This is a genomic window from Bacillus sp. SA1-12, assembly GCF_000981385.1.
GTDB lineage: Bacteria > Bacillota > Bacilli > Bacillales > Bacillaceae > Metabacillus.
The window spans coordinates 14,347-36,083 of sequence record NZ_LATZ01000029.1; the positions used below are offsets into that span (position 1 = coordinate 14,347).

The 21,737-nt window shown below is 38.0% G+C and carries 20 protein-coding genes; 2 read left to right on the forward strand and 18 right to left on the reverse strand.

The window, feature by feature from the left end; all coding sequences use genetic code 11:
* Positions 1-3: 3 nt before the first annotated feature.
* The 11 genes from WQ54_RS15415 to WQ54_RS15465 form a co-directional block, all read right to left on the reverse strand.
* Positions 4-264, reverse strand: coding sequence for a gas vesicle protein GvpG (locus WQ54_RS15415; RefSeq protein WP_046585193.1), 261 nt, complete (start codon positions 262-264; stop codon positions 4-6).
* Positions 264-1,028: a GvpL/GvpF family gas vesicle protein gene (locus WQ54_RS15420; RefSeq protein ID WP_046585195.1), complete on the reverse strand. Its 765-nt coding sequence runs from the start codon at positions 1,026-1,028 to the stop codon at positions 264-266. The genes WQ54_RS15415 and WQ54_RS15420 overlap by 1 nt, the downstream gene beginning before the upstream one ends.
* 13 nt (positions 1,029-1,041) lie before the next feature.
* Complete coding sequence (gene gvpN / locus WQ54_RS15425) at positions 1,042-1,962, reverse strand: gas vesicle protein GvpN (RefSeq protein ID WP_046585196.1); 921 nt, start codon at positions 1,960-1,962, stop codon at positions 1,042-1,044.
* 24 nt (positions 1,963-1,986) lie between these two features.
* On the reverse strand, positions 1,987-2,253 hold the full coding sequence (gvpO, locus tag WQ54_RS15430) for a gas vesicle protein GvpO (protein ID WP_046585199.1): 267 nt from the start codon (positions 2,251-2,253) through the stop codon (positions 1,987-1,989).
* Between the two features lie 30 nt (positions 2,254-2,283).
* Positions 2,284-2,544 carry a gas vesicle protein GvpJ gene (gene gvpJ / locus WQ54_RS15435; RefSeq protein ID WP_046585201.1) on the reverse strand — a complete coding sequence of 87 codons (261 nt, stop codon included), beginning with the start codon at positions 2,542-2,544 and terminating at the stop codon, positions 2,284-2,286.
* Positions 2,545-2,569: 25 nt separating this feature from the next.
* The gene (gvpQ, locus tag WQ54_RS15440; RefSeq protein ID WP_046585202.1) at positions 2,570-3,010 is read right to left on the reverse strand and encodes a gas vesicle protein GvpQ; all 441 of its coding nucleotides are present in this window, start codon (positions 3,008-3,010) and stop codon (positions 2,570-2,572) included.
* 36 nt (positions 3,011-3,046) lie between these two features.
* A complete protein-coding gene (gene gvpT, locus WQ54_RS15445; protein WP_046585207.1) occupies positions 3,047-3,502 on the reverse strand; it encodes a GvpT/GvpP family gas vesicle accessory protein in 456 nt (151 codons plus the stop codon).
* A gap of 497 nt (positions 3,503-3,999) precedes the next feature.
* Positions 4,000-4,470, reverse strand: a complete 471-nt coding sequence (locus WQ54_RS15450; RefSeq protein ID WP_046585209.1) for a DinB family protein — start codon at positions 4,468-4,470, stop codon at positions 4,000-4,002.
* Positions 4,471-4,658: 188 nt separating this feature from the next.
* The gene (locus tag WQ54_RS15455) at positions 4,659-6,269 is read right to left on the reverse strand and encodes a gamma-glutamyltransferase family protein (protein WP_046585211.1); all 1,611 of its coding nucleotides are present in this window, start codon (positions 6,267-6,269) and stop codon (positions 4,659-4,661) included.
* A 327-nt stretch (positions 6,270-6,596) separates the two neighbouring features.
* Positions 6,597-8,414 carry an ABC transporter ATP-binding protein gene (locus WQ54_RS15460; RefSeq protein ID WP_231597543.1) on the reverse strand — a complete coding sequence of 606 codons (1,818 nt, stop codon included), beginning with the start codon at positions 8,412-8,414 and terminating at the stop codon, positions 6,597-6,599.
* Between the two features lie 49 nt (positions 8,415-8,463).
* On the reverse strand, positions 8,464-10,191 hold the full coding sequence (locus tag WQ54_RS15465) for an ABC transporter ATP-binding protein (protein ID WP_046585215.1): 1,728 nt from the start codon (positions 10,189-10,191) through the stop codon (positions 8,464-8,466).
* Positions 10,192-10,345: 154 nt separating this feature from the next.
* Here WQ54_RS15465 and WQ54_RS15470 point away from each other — a divergent pair, with 154 nt between their 5' ends.
* Entirely contained in the window at positions 10,346-10,801 is a 456-nt protein-coding gene (locus WQ54_RS15470; protein WP_052737812.1) for a tyrosine-type recombinase/integrase, read from the forward strand.
* 438 nt (positions 10,802-11,239) lie between these two features.
* Here WQ54_RS15470 and WQ54_RS15475 read toward each other — a convergent pair whose 3' ends face one another.
* From WQ54_RS15475 to WQ54_RS15495, 6 genes are all read right to left on the reverse strand, one after another.
* On the reverse strand, positions 11,240-11,863 hold the full coding sequence (locus WQ54_RS15475; RefSeq protein WP_046585216.1) for a DUF624 domain-containing protein: 624 nt from the start codon (positions 11,861-11,863) through the stop codon (positions 11,240-11,242).
* A gap of 10 nt (positions 11,864-11,873) precedes the next feature.
* The gene (locus WQ54_RS15480) at positions 11,874-12,776 is read right to left on the reverse strand and encodes a carbohydrate ABC transporter permease (RefSeq protein WP_046585218.1); all 903 of its coding nucleotides are present in this window, start codon (positions 12,774-12,776) and stop codon (positions 11,874-11,876) included.
* 18 nt (positions 12,777-12,794) lie between these two features.
* Entirely contained in the window at positions 12,795-13,760 is a 966-nt protein-coding gene (locus WQ54_RS15485) for a sugar ABC transporter permease (RefSeq protein WP_052737813.1), read from the reverse strand.
* 24 nt (positions 13,761-13,784) lie between these two features.
* Positions 13,785-13,928, reverse strand: coding sequence for a hypothetical protein (locus WQ54_RS33640; RefSeq protein WP_156177970.1), 144 nt, complete (start codon positions 13,926-13,928; stop codon positions 13,785-13,787).
* Between the two features lie 178 nt (positions 13,929-14,106).
* Positions 14,107-15,657: a hypothetical protein gene (locus WQ54_RS15490; protein ID WP_046585220.1), complete on the reverse strand. Its 1,551-nt coding sequence runs from the start codon at positions 15,655-15,657 to the stop codon at positions 14,107-14,109.
* Positions 15,658-16,266: 609 nt separating this feature from the next.
* Positions 16,267-17,946, reverse strand: a complete 1,680-nt coding sequence (locus WQ54_RS15495) for a glycoside hydrolase family 2 protein (protein ID WP_046585222.1) — start codon at positions 17,944-17,946, stop codon at positions 16,267-16,269.
* 196 nt (positions 17,947-18,142) lie between these two features.
* Between WQ54_RS15495 and WQ54_RS15500 the strand changes: the two genes are divergently transcribed.
* Positions 18,143-18,931, forward strand: coding sequence for an AraC family transcriptional regulator (locus tag WQ54_RS15500; RefSeq protein WP_046585224.1), 789 nt, complete (start codon positions 18,143-18,145; stop codon positions 18,929-18,931).
* A gap of 771 nt (positions 18,932-19,702) precedes the next feature.
* Here WQ54_RS15500 and WQ54_RS15505 read toward each other — a convergent pair.
* Positions 19,703-20,929, reverse strand: coding sequence for an FAD-dependent monooxygenase (locus WQ54_RS15505; RefSeq protein ID WP_084822097.1), 1,227 nt, complete (start codon positions 20,927-20,929; stop codon positions 19,703-19,705).
* Between the last annotated feature and the right edge of the window lie 808 nt (positions 20,930-21,737).

Here is a 21,737-nt window from a genome sequence, read left to right on the forward strand (position 1 = left end):
TTTTCAGCCTCCTTTCCGCTTTGTCAGCTCCTCCCATTGCTCCATTTCCAAACGTTTTGCGATTTCATAGCGATGAAGAAGGTCTTCTTCTTGCTTTTTATAGGCTGCATCAGGGAGTTCACCAAGCTCATACATCATTTGTAATTGAATCAGCTTTTGTTGAATGGTTGGGAGATCATAAAGTTGCTTGTCGGCCTCTTCCTTCACTTTTTCTCCAATTTTTATCACCAGATTAATCGGAGCTGAGACGATTTTGTGAAGCATCAGGCTTCTTCCACTTTTAGTTGGATATTGACAAAATTGTAGACAGGCCATGGACCGCTGTAGGCAAATTCAACCTTATCCTCCCACTTGTCATGTAATTGATTGACATGACGATCAAAATCTTCTTCCTTGTCCCGATCAATTAAAAATGCGGCATTTAACAGCATCTTCTCTCCGATCGGATCATTTGCTTTAGCAGCTACAGCGGAATCCTTTAGAGGATGGAACACTTCCTGTTTCAATTCATTTTGCAGGGATTGAATCATTTTCTGGGCGGCTCCTCCTAATTGAATCCTTTCATAATAACCAGCTGCTTCAGATTGACCACGCACAGATACAGCAAGCCTTCCAATCTTCTCATCATCTTGAAATTGGGATTCAAGCCACTCCTTTTTTCCCGTTACCTTTAAACCAACTTCCATTTTGCCCTTTATTTCTGGAAAGAGCTTTTTAAACTGCGGATATAAGTTTTCCAGCAGGACTTCCACATCCTCTTTTGACTGAAAGACATTTCCAAAACTAACAGGTATCACGGTGTCATTTTGCTTCATAACCCGAGTAAGAACTTTTTGATGCATCATGACATTGTCTTTATTTGGGTGAAAGATTTTCATTGGCACTTCAGCTGCAACAATCGCCGCATCTTGGAATGTTATGAGAAATAATTCACGCTTTTCCCCTTCCAATTCGATCTCGCCAAATTCGTCATTTTTTCCTTTTTGGATTCCGCAAAAAATATAAATTCCCTTATATTCTTGTTCCATTGTTTATCACCCTTTACTCCTCTTTAACCTGCATATTTCGACAAGCTTTTAGGATAGCTTCTTCTGCTGCTTGCACCGATTTTATTGAGTCTACACATTGACTGATTTGATGACCTAAGATATCCATACATAATCGTTGAAATTCCGGGTTTTCTCCATTGATCGGAATCTCTGACTCTGCAGCTATTTTTGCAATCCTAAGAGATGCTCTTAAGCTCGGTCCAGAATTCTCATTACATTGTGATCGCAGCTCAGATACTAGTGTTGTGATCGCTTTTGCTTCATTTTGTTTCACATTTCCTTTTTTAGCTACAACCTCTGCCTCGCGTTCAATATCCTTGTAATCTACAAAAATCGTAATCAAGCGATCTAACAAAGCATCTTGTGTTTTGTAAACACCTGCATATTCTTCTGGATTGCTTGTAAAGATGACGGCAAAGTCAGGATGAACGCGTACAAATGGTTCTGTTAATTTTGTTCCGTACAACGGCAGAATTCTCTCTTCTAAAATCGATAAAAAGATGTTATTTGTTGTTGGCTGTGACCGAGTAAACTCATCATAAATGAGTGTATAGCCATTTTTGACTGCTTCTAATAAGCGGCCGTCTTGCCACGTTTCTGTTACACGTTCATCCCTTTTATAGACAGATCGAACATAATGGTCGACTACTTTTTTACTTGAATAACCGGTAAAGTCACCAATGAGATCTTTGTTGTTCAATTCATGATTTCCATGAATTAGCATGACCGGCTTCTTTCGTTTTTTGGCTAAGGCAAGTGCTAAAGAGGTTTTTCCCGCCCCGGATGGTCCTGTAAAATGAATCGGATATCCAGCTTTTATATACCGTAATGAGCGTGAAAGTAAATCTTTTGTTGTTTCGTCTTGGACGTATGATCGGTTATCCTTTTTGAGATTCTCAACTAATACCGTCATTTCTTTCCCTCCTGCCCCTTTAGCCTATGCCTCTTGATTCATTGCACTTCGATAACGAATGCTTCGCCTTTTAAATGTTGTTACTTCTTTTTCTTGGTTGAGGAATACAACATATACACCAACCATTTCATCCTTTGCATATTTTTTCATATATTCCTTTTCCTCTATGACTTCAACTGTTAGCTTCCATCCATCTTGTTCACTTACTTCCACGGAGGTAATTTTATGAACGGGAGCCACATGTTCATTAAAGAAGTCGGAAACATTCTTCATAATTGTTTTTATTTCCATTATGACCTCCTGTACGGACATTCAGATCATCTAAATACTAAATCGCGATTGGTGCTCATTTTGTCGATCCGGCAGTCCGTTTTCTTCTACTTGATCTGTTAGTAAACCAACAGCCTCTGCATATCGAAGCCATGTATCCACGCTCGCGATCACCACTCTTGCCTCAACGGTTAAAATCTCAATCCCTACGACAGAAACGCGGGCAAATGCGTCAATGACGATCCCTTTATCCAATATGCGGTCGATTACCTCAGCAAGACTTGAACTATCAGCTGTTTTTTGAACGGCCATTTGTCATTCTCCTTTCAAGATTTGCTTAAGAGCTTCGCGTTTTTATATCCTTCATCGATTTCATATGTTTAGCGCTTTTGAGTTCAGTTGCATGCTTGATTTGACTGACTCCTTTTATATCTGTAGCACCCTTGACTTTCTTACTGTCCTCATTTTCAGAAACGTTCTTTTGAAGTTCCTCTCCTGCATTGACAACGTTTCTGATTTTATCTTTAGCGGTGAGTAACGCATCCTGAACCTTTTCCTTCGCTTGTTCTGCCTTATCATGAACGTTTTTGGCATTTTCATTTTTGGTTTCTTTTAATGTTTCTGCAGCATGCTCAACCTTGTCATGAAAGGCCCCTACAACCTTTTCTTTTGCTTTTTCTTTTACGGTTTCCTTTACTTTTTCTTTAATGGGTTCAGGCGTATGCTCCACCACTTTTTCCGCGATTTTGCCGACTGCTTTTTTTACTGGCTTATCCATCGCAGGAAACCTCACTTCCTTCTAGCAGCTAGAGACTCACTGTTTTTTTGATTCAACCAGATCACTTAACAGATGTTCAATTCGATCCAGTCGATCATTTAACTGTTTGTTCTCTTCTTTGATTTCTTCATACTTAGAAGAATATTCTTCCTCACCTTTTTCAGTTTCATTGCATTTCTTTTTGGTTGAGGGCCGTAATGTGCCTTCATATTTGCTTATATACCCTGAGGCAACCTTTCTCATACTTGTTAAGGCCTGTTCAGTCAGGATCTCTTGAACAGTTTTTCGAAATTCTTGTCCAGCCACTCTCATGACTTCTGATTGCTGAACCGTTTTTATGACTTTCTTACTCGTTTCCGGATTTGAAAAGTAGCCAACTCCTGCTCCGACAACTCCTCCGAGAATAACCAGATTCATTGACCGGTTTTTATTATTGTTCTCTTGCGTGTGATTTTTTTCTTCTATTTGTTTTTCTTGCTCATTTTCGGCCATAGGATCAATCCTCTTTTCTATTGGATTTTTGGCTTCTGCCGTTCATTTCAGCTCCAGGCGCTTATTATTGGCGGGCGTCCGAGAGCATCTTTAGCACTTAACTTATTGGCTCTCTTTGATTACCTTCACTAAGCAGCAGTCTCACGCCTTCTCCTCCAATTAACAACTGGCCTAAACCATCAATGAACTTGAACAAAGCCATTTTTTATTTGATTTAGTAGAACTATACCTTCCATTCATGAAATTAAACCAAGGTTTTCGGTGCAACGCTCAAAAATTACCATCATTATCCTGTATTATTTCTCTTTCTTACAGATTTGTAATATTAAAAAAGAAGCAGAACCCCTTACCTCATAATAGTTTGATGGCTTCTTTTCTTCTAAATGGGTTCTTAATTTACAAAAAGATTACAAAAATTGAAAAAAGCGTCTTTGAAAAGGATCAAAGACGCTTCAATAGGTTTTTTATTAAATTCATAAAAATATTTCTATACTTGTTCAACGCTTTGACGGCCAAGACCCCTGCATTTTTCTTACTTGCATAATTTGGCCTGTATGATAAGCATCATGCAGCATAATGTCAAGTAATTTCCCCTCAAGTGACTGTTGGGTTAGCTCGTCGTCGGAAATGTTACTTAATGCCTGTCGTAAATTGAGTTGCGCGTTTTCGGAACGTTCAACGACTTTCTTCCATTCCTTATCATCATTTGATTGATCGGTCAGAAAAAAGGTTTCATCTCCGTCGAGATGTTGTGTCCATTCCCGTCCTTCCAAGTTTGCCGCAAGTCTTTCTTTGTAATAGGTAAGATGATTCACATTCTCCCAAATAGATGTAGTGGCCTCTCCAGATGGTTTCCAGCCAGCCTGTTCAGCTGTAAGTCCTTCTATCGCATGTCTAAACGGTGCATACCAACTCTCTTTATCGAATGTAGAATCTAAGACGTTTAAAAGAAATTCATTTCGTTTCAACGTAATCTCCACCTTTCGAAAAGTTTGGTTAATTAAAAACAATCTCTGCCTAAAATTCTACATTTTTCCAAAACATCCTGCTTTTTCTTTTCTGTTCATTTACAAGTTGGCGCGATTGTAGAACATTGGTTAGCATCTACTATTCTACTAACTACCTTGCCAGCTTTTATAGGTATCGAAATTTACGATCAATATGCTGCAATGGCTCCATCTGTTCTCGATTCAGTCCCGCCTTGTAAGACCCCGGTTTCTGGATCTCTCCAGATGATTTGGCCGCGACCAAAGCTGCCTGAATCAAGCGCGATTTTAATTTCATGCCCCTTTCGCGACAATTCTTGTGCGAGATGAAGCGGAAAACCTGGTTCGACCAAGATTTCCTTTCCGCCTTCCCATTGCCATCTTGGGGCATCAAGGGCGACCTGTGGATTCATATGAAAATCAATGGTGTTCATGATAACCTGTACATGACCCTGTGGCTGCATAAATCCGCCCATTACGCCAAACGGTCCTACCGGCTGATTGTCCTTCGTTAAAAATCCAGGAATAATCGTATGATAGGTACGCTTTCCGCCTTTAAGACAATTGCTATGAGCAGGATCTAAGGAAAAATTATTTCCTCTGTTTTGTAAGGAAATTCCTGTTTCCGGTACAACTATACCTGAACCAAAGCCCATATAATTACTTTGAATGAAGGAAACCATATTCCCTTCTCCATCTGCAGCAGCTAAATAAACCGTTCCTCCTCTAGGAGGTGTACCTGGCTCAGGGGTAATGGCTTTGTCACCAATTAATTCTCTTCGCTGTTTCCCATACTCTTCGGATAATAGATCCTCTACTCGAACGGACATTTGCTGATGCTCCGTAATATATTTCTGCCCATCGACAAACGCTAGTTTCATAGCCTCAAGTTGTTTATGGTAGCAATCAACTGACTCCGCTTCGGGAAAATCAAATCCCCTTAAAATATTCAGAGCTGATAAGGCGATCAGGCCTTGGCCATTTGGCGGGATTTCCCATACATCATATCCGCGGTAATTGACTTTTATCGGATCCACCCATTCTGGCTGAAAAGCTGCTAGATCTTCTTTCGTAAGAAAGCCTTTAAATGTATGGGATGAGGCAGCGATTTTGTCAGCAAGTTCTCCGCGATAAAAGCTTTCTCCATTTGTTTCACCAATTGAATACAACGTTTCTGCATGACCATGAGACTTCCATATTTCACCGATTGCTGGCGGTTTTCCTCCAGGGGCAAAGGTGTCAAACCAAGGGATGAATTCATCCGATTGACATTCTCGTTTGAATTTTTCGTATGCTTTATTCCAATTGAATCCAGTTACAGGTGAAACAGGAAAGCCTTTTTCTGCATATTCAATTGCAGGCTGTAAGACCTCGATCAAAGGCAGCTTCCCAAATGTTTTTGAGAGCTCTGCCCAAGCGCCCGGTGCACCGGGAACCGTCACGGGAACCCATCCGTATTTGGGCATGACTTCATGACCACGTTCTTTGACAGCTTCAATCGATATGCTTTTAGGTGCAGGACCGCTGGAATTTAAGCCGAATAATGTTCCCTTCATCCAAACCAAGGCAAATGCGTCTCCGCCAATTCCATTTGAGGTTGGTTCGACTACTGTCAGGCAAGCGGCAGTAGCAATGGCAGCATCAACCGCATTACCGCCTTTTTTCAGGATTTGCAAGCCTGCTTCTGCAGCTAATGGTTGGGATGTCGCAACCATGCCATTTCTTGAAAAGGTGGTCATTCTTTGAGAAGGATGTGGATGGTATAAATAATTCGATTTCATCTTTACAGTTAACTCCTTTTCTTTTAGGGATTTTATGTGGAACTAAGTTATTAATATCTGATTCTATTTTCCAAGTATTGTGCTGGTTGATTTCCGCTCCAGTTGCTCGCTTTCCGCGGGGCGGGCGGTGTGCCTCCTCGGCTTACAGCCTGCGGGGTCTCGACTGTCCCGCTGCTCCCGCAGGAGTCTAGCACTTCCGCTGTAATCAACCTAAAATAGTTTTCGTCAAAGAAAAATTTTTATCTTATAATCTATTGATTTAGATCTAGTTGTTGTAAAACACCAAGCCCCAGAACTTCATTACAACCACATCACAGGGCTAAGGCTTTAATAATTTTCAACTTCCTGTAAGGATTTGTATTGATTAGAAATCATTTGATAATAGACTCCATGTTGGGCCATGAGTTCGTCATGGTTTCCTTTTTCAGCAATTTCTCCGTTTTGAATGACCATAATCGTATCGACATCACGAATGGTATTGAGTCTGTGTGCAATGACAAAGCTTGTTCGTTTTTCCATGACCTTTGCCAGGGCATCTTGGATCTGTAATTCAGTACGGGTATCAATGCTGCTCGTTGCTTCATCAAGGATGAGCAAGGATGGTTTGCTGAGGATTACCCTGGCGATCGCTAATAATTGCTTTTGCCCATGGCTAAGATTTCCGCCATTTTCTGATAGCTTTGATTCATACCCGTTCGGCAAACGATTGATAAATAAATCGGCGTTGGCCATACGAGCTGCTGCATGTACTTCTTCATCTGTTGCTTCAGGTTTGCTGTATTTGATATTTTCCATAATAGTACCTGAGAACAAATACGTGTCCTGAAGCACAATACCAAAGCATTTTCTCAAACTATCTCTTGTATATTCTCTGATATCTCTTCCATCAATGAAGATTTGCCCATCTGTCACATCATAAAATCTTGTTAATAGGTTAACAATCGTTGTTTTGCCTGCACCGGTTGGTCCAATCAGAGCTGTGCTGCTGCCGGCAGCTGAGGTAAAGCTTACATTTTTTAAGATCGGGACATCATTTCGGTAACCAAAGCTAACATTCTTAAATTCTACGATTCCCTTAGGATTGACGAGCGGAATGGCATCTGGCCGATCCTCAGGCTCCTCCTCGCCATCGAGGATTTCAAATACTCTTTCTGCCCCTGCAACACCTGACTGCAGGATATTAAAGATATTCGCCAGTTCATTTAACGGTCTTACAAATTGCCGTGAGTATGTAATGAAGCTCGCAATAACACCAATTGTAATCATATTTTCAACAGCCAAATAACCCCCGACTACCGCCACGATCGTAAATCCAAAGTTATTAATGACATTCATGATGGGCATCAAAAATCCTGCCCATATTTGTGCGCTTGTTCCCACTTTTCGCAGTCTTGTATTAACTTCTTGAAATTCGGCAATGGCCTTTTCTTCGTGATTAAAGGCTTTGACGACCTCTAAACCAGAAATCGTTTCTTCAATTTGTCCATTAAGCGTTCCTAATTCCTTCTGCTGGTTTCGAAACAGCACCCTTGTTTTCCTTGCGATCGTTCGTGTCAGCAAAAAGACCAAAGGTACGGTCACTAAGCTGGCTAAGGTTAAGATTGGACTTAAGGCAACCATCATAATCAGTGAACCAATTATGACGATGGAACCAGACATCAATTGAGTTGTTGATTGTGAAATGGAATTACTCACGTTATCAATATCATTTGTCAGCCTGCTCATCATCTCTCCATGTGTACGTGAATCAAAGAAAGACACGGGAAGCTTTTGCAGCTTCTTAAACAAATGGCTTCTTAACCTCTTTACAATCCGTTGGGCAACACCAGCCATCAACCAGCCTTGGGAAAAATTCAGGAGCGCATTTGAGAGATAAGCGATTGCGAGTGTCAAAATCGTAATATGGAGTAATTCAAAATTAACGGTTTCTCCTAATGACATGGCATCGACAGCTTTTCCGATTAGGTAGGGCGCCGACAGGACAAGAGCCGAATCGAATAAAACTAAAAGGAATACTGTGGCTAAGAGCTTTCTCTCTTTCCCAAAATAGGACCAGAGCCGTTTAATCGTCCCCTTAAAATCCTTTGGCTTTACAACCTGCCCCCCGAAACGGGCAGCACCTCCGCCAACAGGACGGCCTGGCATCTGTGGGACATTGTTGACCTTTTGCTCTTGATTCGTTTTCTCTGCCATTTCACAGCACCTCCTTGCCGAACTGTGACTGATAAATTTCTTGGTAGGTAAGGCAGCTATTTAGTAATTCAGTATGCTTCCCATTGCCCACGATTTCGCCATCATCTAAGACAATAATTCGGTCAGCATCAACGACGGATGAAATCCGTTGGGCAATGAGCAGACAGGTTAGTCCTTGCGCATATTTTTTCAACGATTCCTTGATCCTTGCTTCTGTTGCGACATCGACTGCACTTGTACTATCGTCCAGGATTAGGATGTCGGGCCTCTTCACCAGTGCTCTGGCAATCGATAGTCGCTGTTTTTGCCCGCCTGAGAAATTAACCCCGCCTTGGCCGATTCGTGATTCATATCCTTCTGGAGACTCTTTGATAAATTGATGGGCATCGGCGATTTTTGCGGCTAATTCGATTTCCTCCAAAGAAGCATCTTCTTTTCCCCAGCGCATATTTTCGATAATTGTCCCAGTAAATAAGGTAGCTTTCTGAGGAACAATGGCGACCATCTCTCGTAATACTTTCGGGTTTATGTTCCTGATATCTTCACCATTTAATTTAATCATCCCTGCTGTGATATCGTAAAAGCGTGGAATAAGCCCAATCAGACTGCTTTTTCCTGATCCGGTCGAGCCGATAATGCCAACTGTTTCTCCCGGCATGCATGTAAAGGTAATGTTTTTAAGAACAGGGTCACCAGCTGCTCCCTCATAGGAAAAGGAGACATTGTTAAAATCAATTCTTCCTCCCTTGTTAGTGGAAGGGAGCGATTCATGCTTCCATGCCATATCATCTTCCTCAGCTAAGACTTCACCAATCCGGTTTGCCGACGTTTTTGCTCTTACATACATATTGAAAACCATTGAAATGATCATTAACGAAAAAAGAATTTGCGTCATGTAGTTCGTGAAAGCGATAACATTTCCAACCTGGACCGTTCCTGCCTCAACCCCAAAGCCCCCATACCAGAGGACAACAACAATCCCTAAATTCATGACAAGCATAATCATTGGAGAAAAGGTAGCGATTACTCGAGTTGCTGCAATCGATTTGTCTTGAAAATCTTCATTAAATCCAGCAAATTTATCAATTTCATAATCAAAACGATTGAAGGCCTTTACGACCCGAACACCTGATAAATATTCCCTCATCACGCCATTCACCTTGTCCAGGGCATCTTGGACTTTTGTAAAGAGAGGTAAGCTAATTCTCATGTTGACGATAATTAACAGCGCAACCATTGGAACAACAACAGCCAACACAACAGATAAATGGATATCCAACATGGTTGCCATGATTAAACCGCCGATTGCTAATAAAGGAGCCTTTGCAAATAACCTCATGAGACCATTTACAAACATTTGCAGCTGTGTCACATCATTCGTTAATCTCGTAATCAGTGAGGCGCGATCATAGCGATTAATATGTTTAAAAGAGAGATGCTGAATTTTTTGAAATAGATCAAAACGTAATTCTGTTCCAAAATTTTGCGACGTGATGCTTGCCAGGATGCTTCTTGTTGAGGCAGCAACTGCACCTAACAAGGTAACCCCAAGCATCACAGCCCCCATTTTTAATACATAATTTAAATCCCTATTCATGACTCCAACATCTACGATTTTGGCCATAATCGTAGGCTGGAGCAAATCACAAACCGCCTCTAGCGTAAGAAACAGCACGGCAACGCTAAACGGCTTCCAGTATTTTTTTATGTACTTCCTAAAATTCCCCATATCTAATCCCCAATCCTTTGCGATAACTATACTTATAAGAATACTCCGAAAATAGGGAAAAGTCCTTTTTTCCGACATATTTTCGTACCGAAAAAGGACTTTTTACTTTTTCTATAGATTAAACCCAGTTTTATGTAGAAGGTTGGACAATTTAATGAATCTATCATTCTCATTGATTCTCATTGTTTCACCGAAATGTAATGTTAAAAATTCCTGTAATAAAACAAAAAGAAGCTTAAATGAACGTAGCAGAAACCTTTCAAATGTCATCTTTCATGAAGATAAGGATATTGACTTCCTTTATTTTATAAAGAATGAGTATGAACATGGGTTATCGGAACATCAAAAGAGCTATTTTCTTCGTGATAAAGAGCGTGATTATGCCATATTATCCATTTTCCCTGGTAGCGGAATAAGAGTAAATGAAATAGCAGATTTAAGAATACGGGATCTAAATTTTACAGATAATCAGATACGAGTTATTCGTAAAGGAGATAAAACGGATAACGTACAGGTATTTTCCGAGGTTATGGAAGACATTAAAGAATATCTAAATGTCAGAAAAGAGCGATATGGTAGTACAGATGCTGAGAATGAATATTTATTTTAGCAAAATATAAGGGCTCTTCCTCCCCACTTTCGATTCGGCTTATTCAAGATTTAGTAAGAAAGTATACAAAAGCATTTAATACCGGAAATGTTAGCATGTCCCCTCATTAGCTAAGGCACAGGTATGCTACTAATTTAATGGAAGAAACTAAAGATTTATCATTTGTTATAGAACAACTAGAACTGCGTTACTTTATGAACATACAAGCAAGAAAAGGCTAAAAAAGCAGCAGAGCTCTTGGTAAAAGAAGGTCAAAACTGAAAGAGTAAGTAAATTAAGAGCATCAGAAATTCTCTATCTATTATTCTAAGAGTAATAATTACTATTTTCATAACTTTTTTCCTTCATATAAAAATCCAGTAGCGTCAAGTTCAATCAATTATACTTTGAATCAATGACAATACTGGATCTTCCTTATAAAATGTCAGATTTTGTTCCTTACTCATATGGAGTAAAAAGCTTCAAAGCAATATGGGAGATTCCTAAGCTAACTGTTGCAAAACCAACCATAAAAAAGAAGAAGGAGACAAAGATTAACCAAAACGAATCCAATGAAATAATTGCCACCATTGCGATTAAAAAGATTAGTAAACCGAGTGTTATTTTTGGATTTAATGAAGAAACCTGTAATACGACACGAAAACTGCCAAACAATGAATTCTCATAACGAGCCGTGTAAGGAAAAATAAAGAGACAAAATACTACAAAGGTAATCAACGCAATGAGAATACCAATCCCTACGATAATAAACGAAATAATCGGTAGAATTTGTAACAACCTTATTGCAACAACTAACAAAGACCCATATAAAATCAGGATCAGTCCAATAGTATTTCCACGAATAAAGTTGTCCTTGAATTCAAGAAAATAAGTTTTTGTAGGAAAATTCAATTTTCCTTCAGCCATTTTCATCGTAACTCTATAAAGAGCTAATGTACTAGAACCAATTGTAATAATTGGTAAAGATGTCAGTAAAAACAAAAGATTTAATGTAAACAAATCCATCAGATAGGATGAAAACTTATAAAGTTTACTATTTGAATCAATGAAATGCTTCAGCATTTGGTACCTCCTAACCTTTTACGGAACCAATCATAACTCCCTTAACGAAGTATTTTTGCAGGAACGGATAGATACATAAAATTGGAATAGTTGAGATACAAATAGCTGCATACTTAATTGTTTCAGCAAATTGGTTAACAACATCCGCACTAGCAGCCCCTTGATTTAGCGATGCATTATTTTCTAATAAAACCGCTCTTAAAATATTTTGGATTGGTAATAAATCATTATCTGCAATATAAATGGATGCATTAAACCAATTGTTCCATAAACCCACAGAATAATACAGCAACAAAACTGCCAAAGTCGGTTTGATTACTGGTACTATAATTTTCCCTAGAATTGTAAGATCCCCAGCACCATCAATTTTTGCTGATTCCACCAAGCTATCGGGAATCCCTTCAATTGCCGATTTACAAATTATCGCATTATATAAGCTTAGTGCACCTGGGATAATTAACGCCCAAATATTGTTATACAACCCCAATTCTTTTTGATTCAAGAAGCTTGGAATTAAGCCACCATGGAAAAACATCGTGAACATGAAAAAAGAAACGATAGCGTTTTTCCACATCACATTTTTTGAAGCCATAAAATATCCGCACAGAATTGTCATTATCATGTTGATAGGTAGGGAAATTAATAACATCAAGAAGATATTTCGAAAACCAGAGACAATCAATGGATGGCTAAACGCTTTAGAATATGCCCCTAGAGTAAAATCTTTTGGAAAAATTAGTTTCCCAATATTTGCGTTAATCGCGCTTGAACTGGAGAATGAAGCACAAATAACATACCATATAGGGTAAAAGCAAGCGATAATTACTAATATCATTAAAAAATTATTCACATAAGAGAAAATCCGATCTCCTTTACTTTCTCGCAATGCTCCTTTATTTCGTTTTCTAAACATATAATCAACACCTTTCTTTTAGAATAGGCCAGAACCTGTGAATTTCTTTGCTAATCTGTTGGTTATTAACAACAAAACAACGTTAACTAATGTATTTAGTAATCCAATTGCTGCTGCATAGCTATAATCAGCATTTAAGATACCCATACGATAAACATAAGTTGAAATAACATCTGCCACTGAATAAGTTGATGGAGAGTAAAGAAGCAAGATCTTTTCAAAGCCCATGTTAAGCAAAGACCCCATTCGCAAGATCAGCAAGATAATAATTGTTGTTTTCAATCCTGGAAGCGTGATGTGGAATATCTGTTGTAATTTGCTTGCACCATCAATCCTTGCAGCTTCAAATTGTTCTTGATCAATTCCAGATAGGGCTGCTAAGTAGATAATTGAATCCCAGCCAATAGTTTGCCATATATCTGAAATAACATAAATTGGGACAAAAGCTTTCGGTTCGGCCAATAGATTTGTCTTTTCAAAACCGAAAAAACTTAAAAGTTCTGGAATTAATCCATCGGATTGTGTAAAAAACTTGATTAGACTGCATAAAACAACTATGGAGATAAAGTAAGGCATATATGAAACAGTTTGTACAACACGTTTAAAAAACTTATTTCTAATTTCATTAATCAAAAGTGCTAAAAGAATTGGTGCTGGAAAACCAAATACTAAACTCCAAATGCTAATATTAAATGTGTTACGAACGATGCGCCAAGCACTCGGATCTGCGAAAAATCGCTTAAAATTTTCAAACCCAACCCATGTACTTCCCGAAATCCCTAGACGAGGACTAAAATCTTGAAATACCATTAGTAACCCATACATCGGTTTATAAGCAAAAATGAGGAAGTAAATTATTACAGGCAACACCATTAAATACTTTATTTTATTAAGTTGGAAATCTTTCTTTAACTTTCGGTAAAAACTGACTTTTGGATTATCGTCTATTGCTAGGTTATCGTCTACTGCTAGTTTGCTGTCCATCAATATTTTTACTCCTTTCATCAATCATACTTTTGTGATTCTTCTACTAGCTAAGAACGACATCGCCAGTTGTTGAATCGTTTGGACAATTACTTTTCCACACCCAAAACAACTTTCATACTCATAAAGTTCAACCGCACTTGCCATTTCAACTTTTCTTAGAATCATATGTTATACTTCAGCCTTGTGTTGAATTGTTACACCCTCAACCATATCTGTTTCTCTCTACCACGCAATACTACTGATCCGTAGGTTTCAAATTCCGCACGAACACATTCCATCCATAATATTCATAATTTTTTAAAAAGCTGATGACCTTAATAAATAGGTATCAGCTTATGGAAGTTTATCGCTTCAAATAACGCTCATATGCTTCTTGACGTATTTCTAATAGGCGTTCCAAGCCTTGTTTATTTAATTCCTTAACAAAATGATCAAACTTGTCTAGGCTTTCTTCCCCAGTTACGAATTTTAATGCTTGTTCCTTAACATAAGTGTTAATCGTATTTTCAAGGTTAGAGGCTTCTTTTCGTTCCTCTGATGTCATAGAAACGGCTGCGGGGAAATTGGATTTGATTGCTTCCTCTTGACCATTTGACCATAAGTGAGATGCATTAAATGATGGTTCATCCATACGTTGTTCAATAAATCTCGAGAGTTGAACACCTTGTCCTGATAACCAGTTACCTGTATAAAGAGCAATTGCTTCATCTTTTCCTAACTTATTTTTCGTAATTAAGTCAGTAAATGTTGGTTGCCCATCCACCATTTCCCAACTCTCTCCTTCTTTACCAAAATTCCAGTAAAGCATTCCTTCTTCAGTGTAAGCCCAGTCTAAGAATTTAAAGGCCTCATCCAATTTTTCGTCTGGAATTGATGTTGAAATTGCAATTCCCTGTGCGTTATATAAATCTTCTGTAAAGATTGATGCTGATTTTGTCCTGTCAGCTTGATTCGGATAGGGTGCCCCTACCCACTTGGCACCAGTTTTATTTGTTTTTGCATCTGTATTCATAGCTAATAAAGTTGAGGAATTCATGATAGTTGTACCAATTTTGTCTTGAGATGCTTTTGTTTTCACCCCTTGATCATCAATTGTTGCAAAGTCATGATCAATTAAATTCTTCTTATATAATTCGTTTAACCAAGCCATATAGTTTTTCCATTCAGGCTGAGTTTGTGCCAACTGAACTTTGCCATTCTTATCAATGAAATACCGAGTTTCAAACGATCCATAAGCACCAAAGGCACCAGCAAATCCCGGACTCATACGCCAACCTGTTTGGAAGGTTAACTGAGCACCATAAGCCTTATTGAAAATTTCAATGGTTTTCGTCCAATCTGCAATGTTTTTTGGCATTGGTAAGTTCTGTTCATCTAGCCAATCTTGACGTATCATTGGTCCCATGTAAGAAGCTTGATAAGGCTGTTCTCTAAAAAAGCCAAACATATAATACTTTCCATCATCTGTTTTCATCGCACGATCAAACTCAGGATGTTCTTGTAGGAATTCCCAATAATTAGGCGACTTTTCCTTGATGTCTTTTGTTAAATCTCGTATAGCCCCTTCTTTAATGTATTTGTCAGCGATTCCCATCCAACCATAATAAATCAGATCTGGCAATTCTTTTTCAGAAAGCAATAAATTAAATGCCTGGTTCCAGTCTGACCCTTCAGTTGGGAATTGCCATTTTAAATTAACACCTGATTCTTTTGCTAGGTTTTGATGAAAAGGTGATTCCTTATAGTCTTTGACTGTTGAACTAGGAGTCATCCACGTGCTCCAAATTGTTAATGCCCCATCATCGACTGCATTCGACCTATTGTTTTGACAACCAGCTAATGTGAATGAAACAATAACAAACAAGAGAAAACATAACTTTTTCAATTTTTTCATTTGTACATCTCCCCCTTTTTCTTGTTATTAACTTCATGAAAGAAAGAAGGTCAATTAGAGCAACTGTACTTCTTCCCTTAATAATTTAAGTAATTCTTTCCTTGAAACTATCTACATTCTTAAATTTAAATCTGATCACTTTTTGTTGACGCTTAAAAGTTGTCTTTTGAACATCCAGATGTAAGTAAACTTCAGATTCATCGACTATTAATTAAGTCGATTCTTTATATCTAAAGATATAGTTAATAATTGACACTAAAGTTGGAAGCCCTTACAGAATATTGTAATTTGGTTTGACATCATATCGTTTCTTCTTGGTAACTCTATTCCATTCCAGGCCATGTACTTGCTACAAGACTTGAAAACTCTTCAAATCCCTCAGAATTTCTAAACCAATAGTTTCTAAAATTACGTGAAGTACTATGAGTAGCGAGCCTATGTTTGATAGTTTCATCAGTTAACACCTTTTCATGTTGTTCTAAAGGACCTAATACAGAAATTATTTCTAATTTAATGGAAAATGTTTATTAAATCTCCCTCTTTACTTGGTTTAATAGGTCTTTTTTATAGAAAAATCTAGAGTTCACGGACTTTTTCTTATTTACAACACTACTCCAGATAAGAATTGAATATCTCCTTTACTTTATTATAAGCAAGCTTTTCTCTTCGATAGATATCTACTAATCCCTTATTATTCTGGGATTTTGGCCTTACATGAAACCAGCCCTTGTCTACCCTGCAATCTGCATACTGCCAGATAATCACACCACTTAAATCCTCATCGGATAAAATCGAAGTTAGTTGTTCAGTTAAAGCATACTGCTGATATTCTTCAGTCCACTTTTCCTGGTTATTACTCCTATTACCATAAATTGCGCCCGCTCCTATTTCACTAATCAGTAATGGTTTACCTGCTCCACCCGTATTATTAACGAAATTTTTAAGAGTGTTCAAAGCATCTTCTACTGGTGTATCATGATACCAGCGTGGATAGATATTAAAAGATACAATATCAACCAGATCAAGGCACAAATCTGAGCCTATATAACCTTCAAGACTAGCAAAGGATACGGGACGGCTGGAATCCAAGCTCTTAATAAGTTCAAACTGCTTGGCATAGCAGGATCTTCCAAACTCCGTGTTGCTCACACATTCATTTAATATACCCCATACATAGATAGATGGATGGTTTATATGATTTTCAATCATTTCTCTAATACAATCCAAACTTTGTTTTTCAAAGTTTTTGTGTTTCATCTGTTCTTCACTTAGGCCTCTTGCATGAGCCTCTTCCCATACAAGAATGCCATTTTCATCACATAAATCTAGGAAACGCTCATCATTTGGATAATGACTAGTTCGGATGCAATTTGCACCTAATGACTTAATAATTTCGATATCACGATACATTGCTTCAATGGGTATCGCACATCCAAATTCCGCATAGTCTTCATGGCGGTTCACGCCTTTGATGATAACTTTTTTCCCATTTAACAATATATCTTTTCCGTCGACTTTTATATCACGAAAGCCTACTCTGTCTATCAGATCGTCCACTGCTTTATCATTGTACAAAAGCTTAGCATCCATCATGTACACTTTAGGATTTTCCAATGTATATGTAATAGCAGAAGGAAATTCAAAGGTATTCTCCAATAGTGTTTCAGCATTAGGTAGAAGTACTCTATCAGCAAAGGAAACAACCGCCTCATCTCCGATCTTAATCTGCAGCGTTACATTTTTTTGCTCATTGGAAAGATTACTTAAAGAGGCACTGATTGATGCATACCATTTCCCATTTTCCCAATATGGAATAAAGTGGACATATTTAATAAACATTTCGCCAATCTCTTCCATTACTACAGGACGGATGATTCCTCCATAAGAATAATAATCATTGCTCACATGCAGAGCAGACTCCTCATGAAAAGAATTATCCACCTTAACCTCCAGTAAATGCTCACCATAGGGGATACCCTGTAATAATACGCTAAATTCTGTATAAGCATTGTAATGGTATGCAACCTGTTTTTTGTCCAGGTAGACATATGCCGTGTGGCTGATTCCTTTGAATACCAGACGGACATTACCGCCAAAGGTTACTTTCTTAGAATACACCCCCTTTCCCCTATAAGACACCAGCTTGGGATTGCTCTCCCAGCAACCCGGAACAAGCATCTTGAATTCCTCCTGTTTTTTCTCCTCCGAATTCAGGGTGTGAAAATCCCAGACAGGGTCAAGAGTGATTTCTTTACGTACATAGTGATTTTGAAACAATCTCGTATTCATGAATTTCCTCCATAAACTTCTTCTTATCAATGATAATTAACAATACATCAGTATACCGGTAATATTAATACTGATAAAAAATAAGATAGTAACTAAATATCAAGTACTTGATAATGGTTAAAATATAATACATTGCAGTCTTACTTTCAATAACATATAATAAGACAAAACTGATATATTCTAAGGTGATGACGATATGTTTAAAATTCTGCGCATGGGTTGTAATACTACACATGGAAACAGCTTTTCCGTTAATCGTCCTAATGGGTATGAATGGTGTCTTCTATTGCTAGTAAAATCTCCGGCAGTTTTTATTATAAATGGAGAATCGATATCTACACCCTCTAATACTCTGATAATCTATGATAGGAATGACCCTCATGAGTACAGGGCAAGTGGAGATGAATACAAAAATGATTGGATACATTTTGAATTTGATCCGGTCTTTCTTAATCAATACCCAATTACGCTAAATACCCCATTGTATATCTCAAATCATTTTTATATATCCGATTTGATTCAAAAAATGGCAAATGAGTTTTATTCAAACAATCCTTATAAGGAGCAAACCATTGAATATTTGATGCAGATTTTATTCGTAAAGGCAAAAGAACAGATGGAGACGAAAGTCTTTCAACCCTGGCACTCAAAAATTCATGATGAACTAATAAAACTACGAAGTGAAATATACAGCAATCCGCAAAACAACTGGTCAATACCATTAATGGCTGATAAGCTGCATATAAGCTGTGGCTATTTACAAAATATTTATAAAGATACCTTTTTCATCTCCTGTATGTCGGATGTTATCGAAAGCCGCATTACTTATGCCAAAGAGCTTTTAATTGAATCAGATTTGCCAGTCGGGGAAATATCGAGTTTATGCGGCTATCAAAATGACGTCCATTTTATGAGACAGTTTAAGAAGTTAACTACTTTAACTCCCACTGATTACCGTAGGTTGAACAGTAAATCAGGTAAGTAAAGCCAATCTGCAATTCCCGTTCGGGTAAATGGTAGGAGAAATACTTCTGCATTTAATTCCTTTGCATGGTGAAGGAGTCTATTCCTTATATATCATAATTAGTTCTTACAATCTTAGCGTGTTTTAGAAATGTTAGCATGTCCCCTCATTAGACGTATGCTATGAATTTAATGGAAGAAACTAAAGATTATCATTTGTTATGAAATAACTAGGTCACTTATCAGAAACTACTGCTCTACTTTATGTCCATATAAGTCAAGAAAAGGCTAAAAAAGCAGCAGAAGCATTAGGAAAACGTCGTTCTAAACTGAAGGATTAGTTTTTAGGATTTAAAAAAAATGCTCCGATTCTTAATAGTTATGTGAGGATGCTAACCGCTTTAAAAAAACCACTCCCTTATTTTTATAGAAAGTGGTAATTGCTATAGATATACATTATTCTTTACATTTGACTAATTCACTGAAGAGTGGGATTTTAGGCAGATAAATCACTTAACAAGATCCCGGGGGCAGATTAAACATGGAGTTTTACATGAGAACATCATACAATCTAACCTTAATTAATGCACAACGAAACGTTTGTTTCCCACTAGAATATTCACTCAACAATATAAAATAATATAGATTTCGGCACCCATTCGGCACCTTTTTGGTACCCAGGGTGTTTTTCTTCTATAAAAGGATCGTTAGCAAGAAGATTTTGAGCTTATACACAAACGCTCCCAATAATTGAATAAACCTCTATATGGGGTACAGGCAGATCGTCATCTTGTTATTTATCGAATACAAATTCAGGATTAATGGCTACAGGATTTTTCATGACAAATAGCTTCTTCTGGATCATCGAAAACAGGGGAGTCTTGAAAGCAACAGATACGATGTATGGTCGGATTCCTTTGACAAATTTTGACGAAGTAAAAAACAAATTTCCCATTCGCTCTTGAATTTGGTGAATTTCCTCAATCTCCTCTCTTCGAATTTCTTGGACTCTACTGAGAACCTTAGCTGAGACATCACGTTTTTGCAGCGCATCCCAAATAACATCAGCCGCCACAACTGCTGTAGTTACTGCTAATGAAACTCCTATTGCTCCTACAGGAGATGAACAATGAGCAGCATCACCGATCAGCAAGCACCCATTCTTTGCCCACGTTTTAACCATATGATTTTTAGCTTGAAGCGGTACGAATGGTTTAAAGTCAACCAAAGATTCAGCAAATTCATGAAATCCTTTGTTAGCATGCATAATTTCTTGACGAAAATTTTCTATCCCTTGTCGCTGTGTTTCTTTCCATTCACCTCGTGGTAAAGCAATGCCTACTTGAAGTAAATCAGGGTATTTCGGCAGTGTTATATAGCTGTGTCCCTCTGTGATTTTAAATCGTAATTCTTCTCCCCAATGAGAAGGCCGTTTTACACTGAACCAGATTAGATCACCAGGATAATGTTGATATTCTAATTCAAAACCACCTAAACGACGAATCGTGGAAAACCGTCCATCAGCTCCGACTACTATTTTCGCCTGAATTTCAAGCAGCTCTTTATTTTCCCGCTCAACAACCACTCCTGTCACTGTTTCATCCTTCTCAAGCAGTTTTTTTACCGGGGCATGAAACATCATATCAAATGTTGGATATTCCTTTGCTTTTTTGTACAGTGCTTGAAGTAAAATAGGCTGAGGAATCCAGAGAGCATAAGGTGCTTCTGCAATCATGGAAGTGAAATCAAAGTCACCTTTCTTTTTATCATAATGATAAAAAGAACCTTTCTTTAGCTTAGAATGAGGCAATTGTTCGATATACTCACGTAATTTCAATTGATTAAGCAATTGAATAAAACGGGGCTGAAGCACTTCTCCACGGTATTCACGTTCAAAATTATCGTGGCTCTCCAAGACGATTACTTGAACTCCAACCTTAGCCAGTAATAAACCCAGCATCATGCCCGCTGGTCCTCCACCAACAACAATGACATCCTTTTGTAATTTTTCACTAATCATTCTATATATCTCCTCCATATATTCAAATATCAACATGGAATTATATGTGAAAAATTTGATGTAATGCTTGCTTTTACTTATTCATACAGATAGGTAAGGGTTTGAAGTTATCGCTCCCTTTTCCCCCCGTCCACACCGTACATGAGACTTTCACCTCATACGGCGTTCCAACTAATCCAATTCGATTTAGTCATCAACACTTCTGAAATCGTAACGTCTTCCGTGTCTCAATTCTTCCGTTTCAATAAGTCGGTGCCTCCCATGGGAGGTAAACCTCTTTTAGTCTTACGAGAACCTTATTAACCGATAAAGATTTGCCTTGCATGATTAATTGAATCTTCATTAGTCTAGTGGCTATCCTTTCGGGTTGATTAGACCTTTCATCGGTACTGTGCCACCACTTTCACTGATATAAAGTAAAGTTATACAATAACTATTCTCATTATTGCTTTCCTTATCAACGCTTCATAGAAAGTAAGTCCTCCACGTTATCAGCTTACAACGTTGAATTATATCTATTATAGAATGAACTTAGGTGCTTCCTGTAAGCCTGTTAGCCGTTCTTATGCCTGTAACACATCATGGACTTTCATAATTGTCATTCTTACTCATCCACTGCTAACCTCACATTAGGTGATATACACATTTCTATGTATTGCCAGTCTAGACCCGTACATTCAGAAGTTCGTCAGCTTAACCTTTTTACTTTAGGTTCTTTTGCATTCTCACCATATTCATTCAACTCAAGCATCATGATTTACACCACCCCCTCGGGTAGGCTTTCGTCAGCCGAACTGTTACGGTAAAT